13 protein-coding genes are annotated in these 16432 nt (G+C 59.5%); 11 read left to right on the top strand and 2 right to left on the bottom strand.

Features of this window, described 5'->3' with window-relative positions; translation table 11 throughout:
- The first annotated feature begins 70 nt into the window (after nt 1-70).
- The 4 genes from clpX (at nt 71) to CWI66_RS09275 (ending at nt 6336) form a co-directional block, all read left to right on the top strand.
- Nucleotides 71-1351, top strand: a complete 1281-nt coding sequence (gene clpX / locus CWI66_RS09290; protein WP_016913934.1) for an ATP-dependent Clp protease ATP-binding subunit ClpX — start codon at nt 71-73, stop codon at nt 1349-1351.
- A gap of 164 nt (nt 1352-1515) precedes the next feature.
- The gene (lon, locus tag CWI66_RS09285) at nt 1516-3942 is read left to right on the top strand and encodes an endopeptidase La (RefSeq protein WP_016913933.1); all 2427 of its coding nucleotides are present in this window, start codon (nt 1516-1518) and stop codon (nt 3940-3942) included.
- Nucleotides 3943-4134: 192 nt separating this feature from the next.
- Nucleotides 4135-4407: an HU family DNA-binding protein gene (locus tag CWI66_RS09280; RefSeq protein ID WP_009724302.1), complete on the top strand. Its 273-nt coding sequence runs from the start codon at nt 4135-4137 to the stop codon at nt 4405-4407.
- A 111-nt stretch (nt 4408-4518) separates the two neighbouring features.
- Nucleotides 4519-6336: a SurA N-terminal domain-containing protein gene (locus CWI66_RS09275; protein WP_100731514.1), complete on the top strand. Its 1818-nt coding sequence runs from the start codon at nt 4519-4521 to the stop codon at nt 6334-6336.
- Between the two features lie 50 nt (nt 6337-6386).
- On the opposite strand, the gene CWI66_RS09270 is transcribed toward CWI66_RS09275, so the two are convergent.
- Together CWI66_RS09270 and CWI66_RS09265 are read right to left on the bottom strand one after the other, a co-directional pair.
- Complete coding sequence (locus tag CWI66_RS09270; RefSeq protein ID WP_100731513.1) at nt 6387-7178, bottom strand: UDP-2,3-diacylglucosamine diphosphatase; 792 nt, start codon at nt 7176-7178, stop codon at nt 6387-6389.
- Nucleotides 7179-7192: 14 nt separating this feature from the next.
- Nucleotides 7193-7693, bottom strand: coding sequence for a peptidylprolyl isomerase (locus CWI66_RS09265; protein ID WP_016913930.1), 501 nt, complete (start codon nt 7691-7693; stop codon nt 7193-7195).
- Between the two features lie 156 nt (nt 7694-7849).
- On the opposite strand from CWI66_RS09265, the gene CWI66_RS09260 reads away from it, so the two are divergent.
- From CWI66_RS09260 to CWI66_RS09230, 7 genes are all read left to right on the top strand, one after another.
- Nucleotides 7850-9529 carry a glutamine--tRNA ligase/YqeY domain fusion protein gene (locus CWI66_RS09260; protein ID WP_100731512.1) on the top strand — a complete coding sequence of 560 codons (1680 nt, stop codon included), beginning with the start codon at nt 7850-7852 and terminating at the stop codon, nt 9527-9529.
- Nucleotides 9530-9540: 11 nt separating this feature from the next.
- Nucleotides 9541-10926 carry a cysteine--tRNA ligase gene (gene cysS, locus CWI66_RS09255; protein ID WP_016913928.1) on the top strand — a complete coding sequence of 462 codons (1386 nt, stop codon included), beginning with the start codon at nt 9541-9543 and terminating at the stop codon, nt 10924-10926.
- A gap of 209 nt (nt 10927-11135) precedes the next feature.
- A complete protein-coding gene (locus CWI66_RS09250) occupies nt 11136-12335 on the top strand; it encodes an ABC transporter permease (protein WP_016913926.1) in 1200 nt (399 codons plus the stop codon).
- Nucleotides 12332-13291: an ABC transporter ATP-binding protein gene (locus tag CWI66_RS09245; protein ID WP_016913925.1), complete on the top strand. Its 960-nt coding sequence runs from the start codon at nt 12332-12334 to the stop codon at nt 13289-13291. Before CWI66_RS09250 ends, CWI66_RS09245 begins: the two co-directional genes overlap by 4 nt.
- A complete protein-coding gene (locus CWI66_RS09240; protein ID WP_100731511.1) occupies nt 13291-14100 on the top strand; it encodes an ABC transporter permease in 810 nt (269 codons plus the stop codon). Before CWI66_RS09245 ends, CWI66_RS09240 begins: the two co-directional genes overlap by 1 nt.
- A 134-nt stretch (nt 14101-14234) precedes the next feature.
- Nucleotides 14235-15437 (top strand): thiamine pyrophosphate-dependent dehydrogenase E1 component subunit alpha, encoded by a 1203-nt coding sequence (locus tag CWI66_RS09235; RefSeq protein WP_100731510.1) that lies wholly within the window; start codon nt 14235-14237, stop codon nt 15435-15437.
- 1 nt (nt 15438) lies between these two features.
- Nucleotides 15439-16416, top strand: a complete 978-nt coding sequence (locus CWI66_RS09230) for an alpha-ketoacid dehydrogenase subunit beta (RefSeq protein ID WP_100731509.1) — start codon at nt 15439-15441, stop codon at nt 16414-16416.
- Nucleotides 16417-16432: the final 16 nt, after the last annotated feature.

Here is a 16432-nt window from a genome sequence, read left to right as displayed (position 1 = left end):
CGTAGTAGGATTCTGCTTTTCTAAGAGCTTTTCAGGCGGCTCTGGCCGCCTTAGTGACAGAGGTACGCGAATGGCCGACGGCAAAGGCAAGGACGAAGGTGGCAAGCTGCTGTACTGCTCGTTTTGCGGTAAAAACCAGAACGAAGTACGCAAGCTGATTGCCGGCCCGTCCGTTTATATCTGCGATGAGTGTGTCGACTTATGTAATGACATCATTCGCGAGGAAGTTCTCGAAGCCGATGCCGAGAGCGATGAGGAGCGGTTACCCACGCCCCGCGAAATACGTCATACGTTGGACGACTACGTCATCGGACAAGACCGCGCCAAAATGGTGCTGTCCGTAGCGGTGTACAACCACTACAAGCGTCTCAAATCAGAGGTGCGTGAAGGCGATGTGGAGCTGGGTAAATCCAACATTCTCCTGATTGGTCCTACCGGTAGCGGCAAAACGCTGCTGGCTGAAACCATGGCTCGGCTACTGAATGTACCCTTCACCATTGCGGATGCCACCACGCTGACCGAAGCGGGTTATGTGGGTGAGGATGTCGAGAACATCATCCAGAAACTGCTTCAAAAGTGCGATTACGACGTAGAAAAGGCCGAGCGCGGCATTGTCTATATCGATGAAATCGACAAGATTTCTCGTAAGTCGGACAACCCTTCGATTACCCGTGACGTATCGGGTGAGGGTGTTCAGCAGGCGCTGCTCAAGCTCATCGAAGGGACCACGGCCTCCGTGCCTCCTCAGGGTGGGCGCAAGCACCCCCAACAGGAGTTCGTACAGGTCAATACGGCCAATATCCTGTTCATCGTCGGTGGCGCTTTTGCCGGTCTGGACAAGGTCATTCGTGATCGTGCTGAGAAAGGCGGTATCGGCTTCAATGCCAGCGTGAAAAGCAAAGAGTCCAGCCGTGGCGTTGGCGAGCTGTTGGCCGACGTCGAGCCCGAAGATCTGGTCAAGTTCGGCCTGATTCCCGAGTTCGTGGGTCGTTTGCCTGTCATTGCTACCCTGACCGAGCTGACCGAAGATGCCCTGGTACAGATCCTCACGGAGCCCAGGAATTCGCTGGTCAAGCAGTACGCTAAGCTGTTCGAGATGGAAGACGTGGAACTGGAGTTCAGGGATGAGGCACTGCGTGCCGTGGCTGCCAAGGCCATGGAGCGCAAGACCGGGGCGCGGGGCTTACGCTCGATCCTGGAGTCGGTGCTGCTGGATACCATGTATGAAATCCCTTCTCTGGAAGGCGTCAGCAAAGTGGTCATCGAAGCGTCTGTCATTGCCGGCGAGAGTGAGCCGCTGCTGGTCTATTCCCAGCAAGAGGCTGCCCGCGTTGACGGCACCGATGGCTAACCGCCCGAGGTTCCGCGCGGTCTGATGACCACCGCGTGCCAATCCAAGGGGTCGCCTAGGCGGCCCCTTGTTGTTCACACGTCTTGTATCATGAGCTGCTGGGCAAGGTATCTGGCTTGTTGAAAGCCGCTCGAGTACTCATCCGAAATTGAGGAACGTCTGCGATGCAGCAGAACGCCGATCAGACACAATGTCTACCCCTGTTGCCGTTGCGGGATGTGGTCGTGTACCCGCAGATGGTCATTCCGCTTTTCGTTGGTCGTGAGAAATCCATCCAGGCGCTTGAAGCGGCGATGGAAGCCGACAAACGCGTACTGTTGGTGGCTCAGCGTGAAGCCTCTCAAGATGAGCCGGACAATGCGGATCTGTATGCCATGGGAACCGTGGCAGACATCATGCAGCTTCTCAAACTGCCAGACGGTACGGTAAAAGTGTTGATCGAAGGCAGCTTTCGTGCCGATGTGGTCAGTATCGAGGAGAGTGACGCCGGTTATACCCAGGCGCATCTTTTGCCCCGGGACAGTGAGCCACTAACCAGTCGTGAACAAGAGGCGCTGGTGCGCGTGCTGCTCAATCAGTTCGAGCAGTACGTCAAGCTGTCCAAGAAAGTACCCAACGAGGTACTCAATTCATTATCAGGCATTGAAGATCCTAGCCGTTTGGTGGACACCATTTGTGCGCACTTGTCGCTGAAGATTGGCGACAAGCAGGATCTGCTCGAAATGGACCGCGTGCGTGATCGCATCGAGCACCTGATGGCGCTGATCGAGTCTGAAATCGACCTTCTGCAGGTCGAGAAGCGCATCCGCTCCCGGGTCAAGGAGCAAATGGAAAAGACCCAGCGCGAGTACTACCTGAACGAGCAGATGAAGGCCATCCAGAAAGAAATGGGTGAGCTGGATAACGTGCCCAACGAGGCCGATAAGTACGAGCGTGCCATCAAAGAGTCGGGCATGCCCAAGGAAGCCTCCGATAAGGCAACCCAAGAGCTGAACAAGCTCAAGATGATGTCGTCGAATTCTGCCGAAGCCACTGTGGTGCGCTCCTACCTGGATTGGCTGATTGCCGTTCCCTGGAAAAAGCGTACTCGCGTCAAGCATGACCTGGTGAAAGCCCAGGAAGTGCTGGATCAGGATCACCACGGTCTTGAAGAGGTCAAGGCGCGCATCCTCGAATACCTGGCGGTGCAAAAGCGGGTGCGCAAGATGCGTGGCCCGGTGCTGTGTCTGGTCGGCCCACCCGGGGTGGGCAAGACCTCGCTGGGTCAGTCCATCGCCAAGGCGACCAATCGCAAGTACGTGCGTCTGGCGCTGGGCGGCGTGAGAGACGAGTCTGAAATTCGCGGCCATCGCCGGACGTACATTGGCTCCTTGCCCGGAAAACTGATTCAGCGCATGAGCCGGGCAGGGGTCAAAAACCCGCTGTTCCTGCTGGACGAAGTAGACAAGCTGGGCATGGACCATCGCGGTGACCCGGCTTCCGCGCTGCTGGAGGTGCTGGACCCGGAGCAGAACAACAGCTTCAGTGATCACTATCTGGAGCTGGACTACGATCTTTCCGAGACGCTGTTCATCTGTACGGCCAACTCGATGAACATTCCTGGCCCGCTGCTGGATCGTATGGAGATCATTCGCCTGCCGGGCTACACGGAAGACGAGAAGCTGGCCATTGCCAAACGCTACCTGCTGCCCAAGCAGCTGGAGGCCAATGGCCTGAAGGACGAAGAGCTGGCGTTGGAAGATGATGCCTTGCTAGAGCTGGTGCGCTACTACACCCGCGAGGCGGGAGTGCGCGAGCTGGAGCGCCAAATCGCCAAGGTGTGCCGTAAAGTGCTACGTGAAAGGTTGGAAGCAGAGCGTACCTCGGGCGCCAAAGCGGGCAGCCAGCTGCAGGCGAAGCAGGTGCTTCTGGCTGACGATATCGAGACTTACGCTGGCGTGCGCCGCTACAGCTACGGCCTGGCAGAGCAAGAGGATCAGGTAGGTCGCGTCACTGGACTTGCCTGGACCTCGGTCGGTGGTGAGCTGCTCAATATCGAGTCCGTGGTGACCCCTGGTAAAGGGCGTCTGCACAAGACCGGCTCGCTGGGCGATGTCATGAAAGAGTCGGTCAGCGCAGCACAGACCGTGGTCAAATCACGGGCCGTTGCCTATGGCATCGACCCACAGCGCTTTGAAAATGAAGACCTGCATATCCATGTGCCAGAAGGTGCGACGCCCAAGGATGGACCTAGCGCAGGTATTGCCATGGTGACGGCCATCGTGTCGGCCTATTCCTTGCGTCCGGTTCGTTGCGACGTAGCCATGACCGGCGAGGTCAATCTGCGGGGTGAAGTGTTACCCATCGGTGGTCTGAAGGAGAAATTGCTGGCAGCCCGCCGCGGTGGTATAAAGACCGTCCTGATCCCTGAGGAAAATCGTCGAGATCTCAAGGAGGTGCCGGACAATATCAAGGGAGCGCTTGATATTCGTCCCGTACGATGGATAGATGACGTGCTGGCCGTCGCGTTAGCCGAAGCGGTGGAAGACAAGGCTGCGTTGAAAGCAGCAGATAAGTCGTTTAGTACCAATGCTGTTGCAAGCACCCATTAAGCGTTAAAGCAGCTGCTGCTTTAATTAACTTAATAAGTTTGCCCAATGCCTTGAGCGATGGGCATTTCACGGTGCGGTTGCTTGACAGGTGTTTCAAGGCATTGCTATAAAACGCAGCTATGCTTTGAGGTTGTTGCACTCGGTGACCGTGCCGTTCAGAGCCATTTTTTTGAAACAGTCAAGGGGTGAAGTGTGAATAAGTCCGAGCTGATTGAAGCTATTGCCGCATCTGCTGATATTCCGAAAGCAGCGGCAACCCGCGCATTGGATGCCATGGTGGAGTCTGTCACCGATAGCCTCAAAAAAGGCGAAAGCGTTTCTTTAGTAGGTTTTGGTACTTTCGCTATCAAAGAGCGTGCCGCACGTACGGGTCGCAACCCTCAGACGGGTCAGCCGATCGAAATCAGCGCTGCCAAGGTGCCCAGCTTCAAAGCCGGTAAAGCGCTGAAAGACGCCGTCAACTAATTGGCTCGCGTTTGCTGTAAGCTAATGGGCGCATCGCATCCGCGATGCGCCCATGTTCTTTTCTGGCCCATTGGTTTGGGCGATAAATGGCTTTGATGATCTGAGGCTAGCATGCTGCAAAGTATTCGAGATGGCTCCAGAAGCTGGGGTGCCAAGATAATCATTGGTGTCATGGTCGCGGCCATGGCGCTTTTTGGTGTGGAGTCGCTGTTCAGTGTCTTTGGTAGCGACCCCAATGAAGTGGCGAGCGTCAACGGCGAGCCCATCGTGCGGCAGCAGGTAGAGCTTGAGGTGCAGCGTGCGCTGCGCTCTGGGCAAGTGCCTCCTGAGCAGGAGCGGGCACTACGCAACGATATGCTCGACCAGCTCATCACCCAGTCCTTGCTGCGTCAGTATGCTGAGGAGGGCGGCTTTTATGTCTCCGATGCTCAGCTTGACCAGATGATCGTGACGCTGCCTGAGTTCCACGATCAGGATGGACGCTTCTCTGCAGAGGTATTCCGTAACCGCCTGGCAGGCGCGGGTTACACCCCGCTATCGTTCCGTGAAGAGCTGCGGGTGGATATCAAGCGTCAGCAACTGCAGCAGGGTCTAGCCTTCAGTGACTTCAGTCTGGCCAATGAAGAGCAGCGCCTGGCAGACCTGCAGGGCCAGCAGCGTGATTTCCGTTACGTGATGCTGGATGCCGATGATGCTGCTTTTGAGGTAGAGGTTACCGAAGAGCAGATGCAGGACTACTATGACGCCAATCAGCAACGTTTCGAGCGTCCTGAGCAGGTGCGCGTCGAGTATGTGATCATCGACCGTCAGGCCATGGCCGAAGATGTCGACGTGGACGAGAGCGAACTCCGCGCTGCCTGGAGTGAGCAGAATCGCGATGCCGACCGTCGTGTCTCCCATATCATGGTGACCTTTGGCTCCGAGCGTAGCCGTGATGAGGCCCAGCAGCTGGCCAGTGAGGCGCTGGCTGACCTGAACAGTGGTGAGAGTTTTGCCGACACTGCCGTGCGCTTTTCGGACGATACCGCCAGTGCCGAGCAGGGCGGTGACCTTGGGGTGATCAGTCGCGGCTTCTTTGGCGATGCTTTCGACGACGCTGCGTTTGCCCTTGGGGTCGGTGAAACGTCCCAGGTCGTCGAAATGGACGGTGCCTTCCATATTCTGCAGGTCACCGAGCTGGACGCCCCCTCTTTCGAAGAGCAGCGTGACCGTTTGGCCCAGGAAGTGGCGCTGCGCGAGGTCAACGATGACTTCAATCGCCAGGTACAGCGTCTGATCGATGAAAGCTTTGCCGCAGAAGATCTGCAATCCGTTGCGGACGATCTCGGCCTGACGCTTAACGAAAGTGACTGGCTGGCCCGTGGGGAAGGAGAGGGTGCGCTTTCCGAGCCGGGCGTACTGGATGAAGCGTTCAGTGCTGACGTGCTGGGTGAAGGTTACAACAGCGAAGTCATCGAGCTGGACAACGATCGTCGACTGGTGCTTCGCGTGGCCGAGCATCGTGACGCGACGCTCTTGCCGCTGGACGACGTGCGTGATCAGGTAGAGCAGGCTGTGGCAGCTCAGCAGCGTCAGCAGGCGTTGCAGGAAGAGGCCAATGAGATGATTGCGGCTCTGCGCGACGGTCAAGCCTTGGAGCTGGACTGGATGAGTGCGTCCAACATCACCCGTCAATCGGACAGCACTTTGCCACAAACGCTGATCCGTGAAGTGTTCCGTATGCCACACCCTGAAGAGGGCGACAGCGTTTACCGTGCCGTGGCCTTGCCTCAGGGCGTTGCCGTCGTTGCTCTGGACAGCGTCAGTGAAGGGCAGGCCGACGAACAGATGAATGCTTTCGTCGCGCAAATGGCCGAACAGCTGCGGGCTCAGGCGATCATTCAAGGGTTGATCGATGACCTGCGCAGTGATGCCAGGATAGAGCGCTAAAACGAAAAAGCCGATCCATGTGATCGGCTTTTTCATGACGGGGCCTGTGCTTAGTGCGATTCGCCGTCGAACCCGGGCGGGTTGGTCAGCGAGAACTGGCGCAGTACGGGCTCCGGGTGGCGCTCGCTCGAGTGCTCCACGACAATGTCCCAGCCGTGCGTCTCGTCCCAGTCGCCCAGCACGAAGCGCTTGGCAGGCACGTCTTCCACGGTGAGGTCATGGACCCTGGGGCGATGGGTGTGGCCATGGATCATGATGTTCACCCCATGGCGCTGCATCGTGGCCACGACTTCCTCGTGGGTCACATCCATGATGGCCTCGGCCTTGTTGGCGTTGGCATCCCCGGACTGCATGCGCAGGCTCTTGGCCAACTCGAGCCTCTGCTCCAGCGGCATGGCCAGGATCTGCGCCTGCCACTCAGGGTGGCGAGACTGGGCGCGAAACGCCATATAAGCTTCATCCCTGGTGCATAGGCTGTCGCCATGCAGAATGACCGCAGCCACGCCTTGTAGCTCCACTTGCTCACTGTCGGGCAGCAGGGTGGCCTGACAGGCGTTGATGAAGCGTTCGCCGATCAGGAAGTCTCGGTTACCGTGGATGAAAAAGATGGACGTGCCCGCATCGCTCAGTGCCCGCAGGCGCTTGATCACCTCATGGGCCACCCCGCTGAGGGGGTGAGGCGTATCCAGCAAATCGTCTCCGATCCAGGCGTCGAACAGGTCGCCCAGAATGTAAAGATCCTCGGCCCCTTTGGCGGTATGCTCCAGGTAACGATAAAACCCCTGATTGAGCTCAGGGGTGTCGTTACTCAAATGCATGTCAGCGTTCAGCAGCGTACGCATAAGACTCCCGACGGTTATTCCGCATCCTTCAGGTAGGCGCGCTCGATGACCACGTCCTCGGCGGGCACGTCTGCGTGCATGCCACGGCGCGTGGTGCTCACGGCCTTGATGGCGTTGACCACGTCCATGCCGTCCACTACTTCACCAAATACCGCGTAACCCCAGCCTTGCAGGCTTTTGCCGCTGTGGTTCAGGAAGCTGTTGTTACCGACATTGATGAAAAACTGGGCGGTGGCCGAGTGGGGGTCTTGGGTACGGGCCATGGCCAGCGTGCCGATGGTGTTCTGCAGACCGTTGTCGGCTTCGTTTTCGATGGGGTCGCGTGTCGGCTTCTGGTTGAACTCCTGGTCGAAGCCACCCCCTTGAATCATGAAACCATCGATGACCCGGTGGAACAGCGTGCCGTCGTAAAAGCCATCGCGCACGTACTGCTCGAAATTAGCTGCGGTGGCGGGCGCTTTTTCGTGATTGAGCGCAATAGTGATGTCACCGTGGTTCGTCTGTAATACGATCATGGATAAATTCCTGTTCAATAAAGGCGTTCGCCTTGGCGCTGTGCATCGGCGTCACGTTATAATAACGGTTTTGCTCGGCACCGCGAAGCGCTAACCCGTTTAGCATAGGCATCGGTTGCCCGGCACGCCATCCACGATGAGGTTATCAACACCACCATGACCAACGAGACCACCCCAGCGCCAAACTTCATTCGCAACCAAATACGCGACGAGATAGCGGGCGGCCAGGTCACCAAAATTGTGACGCGCTTCCCTCCGGAGCCCAACGGCTTCCTGCATATCGGCCATGCCAAGTCGATCTGCCTGAATTTCGGGCTCGCCGAGCAGTTGGGTGGTGAGTGTCATCTGCGGTTCGACGACACCAACCCGGCGAAGGAAGAGCAGGCGTATATCGATGCCATCAAGGAAGACGTCAGTTGGCTGGGCTTCGAGTGGGCAGGCCCCGTGCGCTTTGCCTCCGATTATTTCGAGCAGCTCTATGCCTGGGCGCAGCACCTGATCCGCGAAGGGAAAGCCTATGTCGACGACCTCTCTCCCGATGAGATTCGCGAGTATCGCGGCACCTTGACCGAACCCGGCAAACCCAGCCCTTACCGGGAGCGCAGTGTCGAAGAGAATCTCGATCTGCTGGAGCGTATGCGCCACGGCGAGTTTGCCGAAGGCGAGAAAGTGCTGCGCGCCAAAATCGACATGGCGTCGCCCAACATCAATCTTCGCGACCCCATTCTGTACCGTATTCGTCACGCCCATCATCACCAGACCGGTGACGCCTGGAAGATCTACCCTTCCTACGACTTCACCCACGGTCAGTCGGATGCCATCGAAGGGATCACCCACTCCATCTGTACCCTGGAGTTCGAAGACCATCGTCCGCTGTACGAATGGTTCCTGAACAATCTGCCGGTGCCCGCCAAACCCCGCCAGATCGAGTTTGCGCGGCTGAACCTTGACTACACGCTGACTTCCAAGCGCAAGCTCAAGCTGCTGGTGGATGAGCAGATCGTGGATGGCTGGGACGATCCGCGTATGCCGACCATCTCGGGCATGCGCCGCCGCGGCTATACCCCGGCTTCGATCCGCAAATTCTGTGAAATGATCGGCGTGACCCGTTCGGATGGCGGCCTGGTGGACATTGCCATGCTGACCCATGCCATTCGTTCGGATCTGGAAGACAACGCCCCCCGCGCCATGTGTGTGCTGAAGCCGTTGAAAGTGGTGTTGACCAACGTGCCGGAAGGCCACGAAGAGGTCTACGAAGTGCCGGGCCACCCCGCCCGTGACGACATGCCGATGCGCAAGGTGCCGTTTGGTCGCGAGCTGTATATCGACCAGGACGACTTCATGGAGGATGCGCCGAAGAAGTTCTTCCGCTTGGCCCCTGGCAAGGAAGTACGTCTGCGCAATAGCTACGTGATTCGCTGCGATGAAGTGGTCAAGAACGACGCGGGCGAGATCCAGGAGCTGCACTGCTCGGTGGACTTCGACACCTTGGGCAAAAATCCGGAAGGCCGCAAGGTCAAGGGTGTCATCCACTGGGTCAGCGCCACCCACGGTGTGCCGATGGAGGTGCGCCTCTACGACAACCTGTTCATGGTCGAGCAGCCGGATCGCGACAAGGATGTGGATTTCCTCGAGCACCTGAATCCCGAGTCGCTGGTCACCTGCCAGGCCATTGGTGAGCCAAGCCTGGCCAGCGCCGCGCCGGAAGATCGCTTCCAGTTCGAGCGGATGGGCTATTTCTGCGCCGACCGCCACGCCTCCAGTGCAGAGCACCTGGTGTTCAACCGCACCGTGGGTTTGAAAGATAGCTGGGCGAAAATCAAACAGAAGGGTTAAGGAAACGTCATATGCACATTTACAATACGCTGACACGCCGCAAAGAGCCTTTTAAGCCCCTTGTCGATGGCAAGGTAAGCATGTACGTCTGCGGCATGACGGTGTATGACTACTGTCACCTTGGCCACGCCAGGGTGATGGTGGCCTTTGACGTGATTACCCGCTACCTGCGTCACCGTGGCTACGACGTCACCTACGTGCGCAACATCACGGATATCGACGACAAGATCCTCAAGCGTGCCGAGGAGAACGGTGAGGCCATCAGCGCGCTCACCGAGCGCATGATCGCGGCGATGCATGAAGACGAGGCGCGGCTGAATGTGCTGCCCCCCAGCCAGGAGCCCCGTGCCACGGGACATATTGGCGACATCATCAGCATGATCGAAACGCTGGTGGAAAAAGGCTTTGCCTACGCCGCGGAAAACGGCGACGTCTACTATCGGGTGCGCAAGTTTGCCGATTACGGCAAGCTCAACAATCGCCAGCTGGATGACATGCGCTCTGGCGCGCGCGTGGAAGTGGACGTGCACAAGGAAGACCCGCTGGACTTCGTGCTCTGGAAAGCGGCCAAACCGGGAGAGGCCCATTGGCACTCCCCCTGGGGAGACGGCCGCCCAGGCTGGCATATCGAATGTTCGGCCATGTCCACCTGCTGCCTGGGGGATACCTTCGATATTCATGGCGGTGGGCCGGACCTGACCTTCCCCCATCACGAAAACGAGATTGCCCAGTCGGAAGCGGCTACGGGTAAGACCTACGTGAACACCTGGATGCATGCCGGTGCCGTGCGCGTCAATCAGGAAAAGATGTCGAAGTCGCTGGGCAACTTTTTCACCATTCGTGATGTGCTGGCGGAGCATGACCCGGAGGTCGTGCGCTATCTGCTGGTGGCCAGCCACTATCGCAGCCCGATCAACTACTCCGTGGATTCGCTGGTCGAGGCGCGCAAGTCGTTGACGCGCCTGTATACTGCCCTTGAAGGTGTCGAGGTGGCATCTGAGGGTGAGCAGGGGGCTTACGCCGAGCGTTTCACTGCTTCCATGGATGATGATTTCAATACCCCGGAAGCGCTGGCCGTACTGTTCGACCTGGCAAGAGATCTCAATCGTGCCAAGAGCGATCAGCCGGAAGCTGCGCCCCGCCTGGCCGCAGAGCTGCAGCGCCTGGCGGGAGTGCTGGGGCTATTGCAGCAGACGCCGCAGGCCTTCCTGAAAGGGGCGCAGCATTCGATGGCGCTGGGCGAAGACGAGATCGAAGCCAGAATTGCCGAGCGTCAGGCGGCCAAGGCCAACAAGGACTTCGCCCGCGCCGATGCCATTCGTGACGAGCTGGCAGCGCTAGGCATCGTGCTGAAAGACTCACGAGAAGGCACGACCTGGGTCATCGAAGCGCCTTGAGGATGCAGGAGATCAGACGCCGTTGAGGCGGCGTCTGACTTCAACGCAGTTGCCTCGTATACTGAAGCGACACCCTCAGGATGCTCACTCAAAGGATGACCCCATGCGCCTATTGCTAAACCCCCTGCTGACCGCCTGCCTGTCCACGGTAGTCGTTATCTGCCGACCCAGTGGCCCGCGAATATCTCGATAGCCTGGATGACTGATGAATGTCGTTGATCGACGCACTGCCATCGCCAGCGGCCATTCGGCGCCGCTGGCAACCTAATGTCGTACTGCTGTGCCTGAGTGCCGTCATGCTGGTGGCCGCCTGGTCTTTCCATCTGGTGACCGTGGCGCCCAATCGGATCGTCACGGGAACGGGGTTTGGGATGGTGGCAGCCATTGGCTGGCCCGGTGGCGCACTGGTATCGCTTCTGTTCATCGCCATGGCCGCCCTGGCCTGGCTGCCCAGCACGCGCCATTATCGGGCGCTGCTGGGGGTGATTACCCTGACGCTGCTGCTGATGCCGTTTGGCCTGATGGTCGCCGGGCACTGGCTGATACCCCCGGATGCGCCTCAGGCCAGGCTGGGCATCGGGACTGCCTACTGGACGGTGCTGTTCGTGCTGTTGCTGTGTCTGGTGGAAGTACGCCTGCGGCTTGGGCTATCCCGCTGGTGGACAGCGCTGCTGCTGCTCGGCATCGGCACCTTGTGGTGGCTGTGCGCTGCCTTCGGATTGCAGTCGCTGGCCCTGGTGCAGGAGTTTCAGGCCCGGGAGCGGCAGTTCTATCGTGCGTTGAGCCAGCATATCGTGCTGGTCAGCAGTGCCGTGAGCGTCAGCGTCGTGCTGGGCATGCTGCTGGCCATGCTGATGCGCCGCTACCGGCGCCTGCAAACCGTCGCCTTTGGGCTGCTCAATTTTCTGCAGACGATTCCCAGCCTGGCGCTGTTCGGTTTGCTGTTGGCCCCTCTGGCGTGGCTGGCGGCCAACGTGCCTGCCTTGGCAGCCATGGGCGTCAGTGGAATTGGCAATGCCCCGGCACTGATCGCCTTGATTGCTTACAGTCTGCTGCCCATGGTGCGTAATACTTACGTTGCCCTGGAGGAGGTCAGTGCAGAAACCCTGGAAGCGGCTAAGGCCATGGGAATGCGAAGCCCGCAGCGGTTCTGGCAGGTGCGACTACCGCTGGCGCTGCCGGTGTTGCTGGAAGGGGTAAGAGTCACCGCCGTGCAAGCCATCGGGCTTACGGCGGTGGCGGCGCTGATTGGTGCCGGAGGACTTGGCACCTTCATTTTTCAAGGGTTGGGGCAGGCGGCCATGGACATGGTGCTGCTGGGTGCGCTGCCAATCCTGGTGCTGGCGCTGATCGTGGATGCAGCATTAGGGGCGCTGGCGGAAGCGCTACGCCCCGGAGGACAGCAATGATCGAGCTTTCCCATGTCTCCAAGCAGTTTGGCGACGAAACGGCGGTGGATGATATTTCACTACGGGTGGCCAAGGGCAAGTTCTGTGCCCTGGTGGGCACCTCCGGATGCGGTAAGTCCACCACTCTGCGCATGATCAATCGGCTGATCGAGCACACCCGTGGCGACATCATTCTGGATGGCCAGGCGATAGAGCACTACGACCCGGTCAAACTTCGCCGCCGTATTGGCTACGTCATCCAGAGCACCGGCCTGTTCCCGCACTGGACCGTCGCGCGCAATATTGGCCTGGTGCCGCGGCTGTTGAAGTGGGCTCCTGCCGAGGTCAGCCGCCGTGTCGAAGAGCTGATGGGTTTGCTGGGGCTGCCGGTGGGCGAGTTTGCACACAAATACCCGCATCAGCTTTCCGGCGGGCAGGCGCAGCGTGTGGGGGTGGCCCGCGCGCTGGCCGCAGACCCCGATATCCTGCTGATGGACGAGCCGTTTGGAGCCCTGGATCCGATCACCCGAGACAAGCTGCAGGATGAGCTGGCCCGCCTGCAGGCTCGGCTGCACAAGACCGTGGTGCTGGTGACTCATGATATGGATGAAGCCCTGAAGCTGGCCGACCACCTGGTCGTCATGCGCGAGGGGCGTATCGTCCAGCAGGGCACGCCTTTGGCGCTGTTGCAGCATCCCGCCGACCCCTTCGTCGATTCCTTGCTGGGCGGGCTGGAGCGGGGGCTCAAGCAGGCGGGGCTGACGCGCGTCAAGGATCACATGGCGTCTCTGGGCCCCACGCTGCCAGCCCAGTCGCGTATTCCCGCTGACTTTTCGTTGCGGCAGGGGCTTTCCATGATGCTGCGTGACCACAGCGACCGCTTGACCGTGGTGGACCAAAACGATGTGCCCATAGGCGAGCTGTCGCTGCGTAGAATCGTCAAGGAAGCCCAGTTGGACAGGGGCACCCTAACGTGATGCCGGATCCATCTCGCTCTGCGTCTTCGACCTCAGCCACCTCGAGCGCTGTCCCCGCGAGTTCCACCGCTTCGCGCTATGCCGCGTGGGGCTGGCCACTGGCCTGGGTGGCCTTGCTGCTGGTGCTGGTGTTGGCCATGCCCACTCTGGAACCGCTGTTTCGCTGGGTAGAGCCCAATGCGCGGCAGGTCATCTACGGACGTGCCGATTTTGTCGATTTGCTGGCCCGGCATCTGCTGGTGGTGAGCGTGGCCGCGCTGGTCACGCTTCTGGTGGGCGTCTCGGCAGGCATTGCCGTCACCCGGGCCAAGGGGCAGGATTTCCTGCCGCTGGTCGCTCAGCTGTCGTCGCTGGGCCAGACGTTCCCGCCCGTGGCGGTGCTGGCGCTGGCCGTGCCGGTACTGGGGTTTGGCACGCTGCCGATCATCGTGGCGCTGATGCTGTATGGGCTGCTGCCCATCGTGCGCAATACCTTGACGGGCATCAACGAAGTAGACCCCAACGTCAAACAGGCGGCCATCGCCATGGGCATGACGCCCTGGCAGCTGCTGCGTCATGTTGAGCTGCCGCTGGCCCTGCCGGTCATTCTGGCGGGCGTTCGCACCTCGGTCACCATCAACATTGCCACGGCGGCGCTGGGCGCGACCGTGGGGGCCAGTAATCTGGGTGACCCGATCATCGCGGGAATCGTCAATGGCAACATGGCGTACATCGTCCAGGGGGCGCTAGCGATTGCCCTGCTGGCGCTCACTGTCGATAGTGCCTTCAATGCCCTCCAACAACGCCTTGCACGCCGATCTGCGTCTTAAGTTGAATCCCTAACGGCGGGAGACTGCGTTACTGTCCAGGTGTTGCGTTGACATGTGTCGGATAAATCCACTGGCACAAACGGTCATCACCAACAACACTGCCCTCAAAAGGGGTAAAAACAAGGACAATAACGATGACTCAGTTCGTACATCAGCCGACCTTCATGACCGGCGACGAATTCTCCATAGACACCTTCAGCGTGCTCAGCCCCGAGGGCGAGCTTTATGAAGGTGCCGATGAACCCACCTTGAGCCGCGATCACGCCCGTAGGCTCTACCAGGCCATGCTGGCCACGCGTATTCTCGATGAGCGCATGATGGCCGCGCAGCGCCAGGGCAGGCTCAGCTTCTACATGCAGTGTACCGGTGAGGAGGCCGCGGTGGTGGGAGCCACCGCCGCTCTGGACGATGCCGACATGATCATGGCCCAGTACCGCGAACAGGGCGCACTCATGTATCGCGGGTTCTCCATCGACGAGTTCATGAATCAGCTGTTTGGCAACGAGCTGGACTATGGCAAGGGGCGGCAGATGCCGATCCACTATGGTTCCCGCAAGCTGCATTACATGACCATCTCTTCGCCGCTGGCCACTCAGATTCCCCAGGCAGCCGGCTATGCCTATGGCCAGAAGCTCGCAGGTGAAGGCCACTGTACCCTGACCTTCTTCGGTGAAGGGGCTGCCTCGGAAGGCGATTTCCACGCCGCCCTGAACATGGCCTCGGTGCATCAGGTGCCGGTCATTTTCTTCTGTCGCAACAATGGCTATGCCATCTCGACTCCCGCCACCGAACAGTTTGCCGCCGATGGCATTGCCCCGCGTGCGTTCGGCTATCACATGCATGTCATTCGCGTGGATGGCAACGACGCCCTGGCCGTCTTCGAAGCCACCCGCCAGGCGCGCAAGATAGCCGTGGAGCAGCATCAGCCGGTGCTGATCGAAGCCATGTCGTACCGCTTGGCGGCGCACTCCTCCTCGGACGACCCGTCGGGCTACCGTGCCAAGAGCGAAGAGGAGGCGTGGCGAGTCAAGGACCCGCTATTGCGCCTGCAGCGCTGGCTGGCGAGTAAAGGGTGGTGGAGCGACGACGAAGAGTCCTGCCAGCAGGAGAGCCTGCGGCGGGAAGTGCTGGAGACCATGAAGCGCGCCGAAAAGCGTCCGCCGCCGCCGCTGGACTCCTTGATCACCGATGTCTATGCCGACGTGACGCCTGCCTTGCAGCGCCAGTTGGATCAGTTGAAACGGCACATTCGTCGCTATCCCGATGCCTACCCGCGCGGCGCTCAGTCGCTGGACCCCAGCGTATCGACGGCCCACGACGCACAGGGAGATGCCTAGTATGAGTACCATGAACATGCTGCAGGCCATCAATAACGCCCTGGACATCGCCATGGCGGAGGATGACAAGGTCCTCTGCTTTGGTGAAGACGTGGGGGTTTTTGGCGGGGTATTCCGAGCGACCAGCCATTTGCAGGAGAAGTATGGCAAGGCGCGCTGTTTCAACACGCCGCTGGTGGAGCAGGGCATCATCGGCTTTGCCAACGGTCTGGCTGCCCAGGGCTCGGTGCCCGTGGCGGAGATTCAGTTCGCCGACTACATCTTTCCCGCCTTCGACCAGATCGTCAACGAAACCGCCAAGTTTCGCTACCGCTCTGGCGATCTGTTCAACGTGGGTGGCCTGACCATCCGCACGCCGTATGGCGGCGGCATCTCGGGTGGCTTGTATCACTCTCAGTCGCCGGAAGCCTACTTTACCCACACGCCGGGCCTGAAGGTAGTGGTGCCGCGCAACCCCTATCAGGCCAAGGGGCTGCTGTTGGGGGCGATCCGTGACCCCGACCCGGTCCTGTTTCTGGAGCCCAAGCGCCTCTACCGGGCCGCCGTGGGCGAAGTACCCGAAAACGACTATCAGCTGCCCATTGGTGAGGCCGAGGTCGTCAGGGAAGGTAGCGATATCACCCTGGTGGGTTGGGGCGCGCAAATGGAGGTGATCGGCAAGGCCGCCGAGCTGGCCGAAGAGCAGGGCATTGCCTGCGAGGTCATCGATCTGCGTTCACTGCTGCCCTGGGATGTGGATGCCGTTGCCGAGTCGGTCTTCAAGACCGGTCGTATGATCGTCAGCCACGAAGCGCCGCTGACCGGAGGTTTTGCCGGTGAGATCGCCGCCACGATACAGGAGCGCTGTTTTCTCTATCTGGAGTCGCCGATTACTCGGGTGACCGGCCTGGATACACCTTTTCCGCTGATCCTGGAGAAAGAGTACCTGCCGGACCATCTGAAAATTTTTGAAGCGATTCGCGAAAACGTGAATTTTTGACGCAAGGGAGAGCGGT

The organism is Halomonas sp. 141 (assembly GCF_002810305.1).
In the GTDB taxonomy this organism is placed as follows: Bacteria; Pseudomonadota; Gammaproteobacteria; order Pseudomonadales; family Halomonadaceae; genus Vreelandella; species Vreelandella stevensii.
Note: the sequence above shows the minus strand (reverse complement) of the source record. Positions and strands in the feature narration are given on the sequence as shown.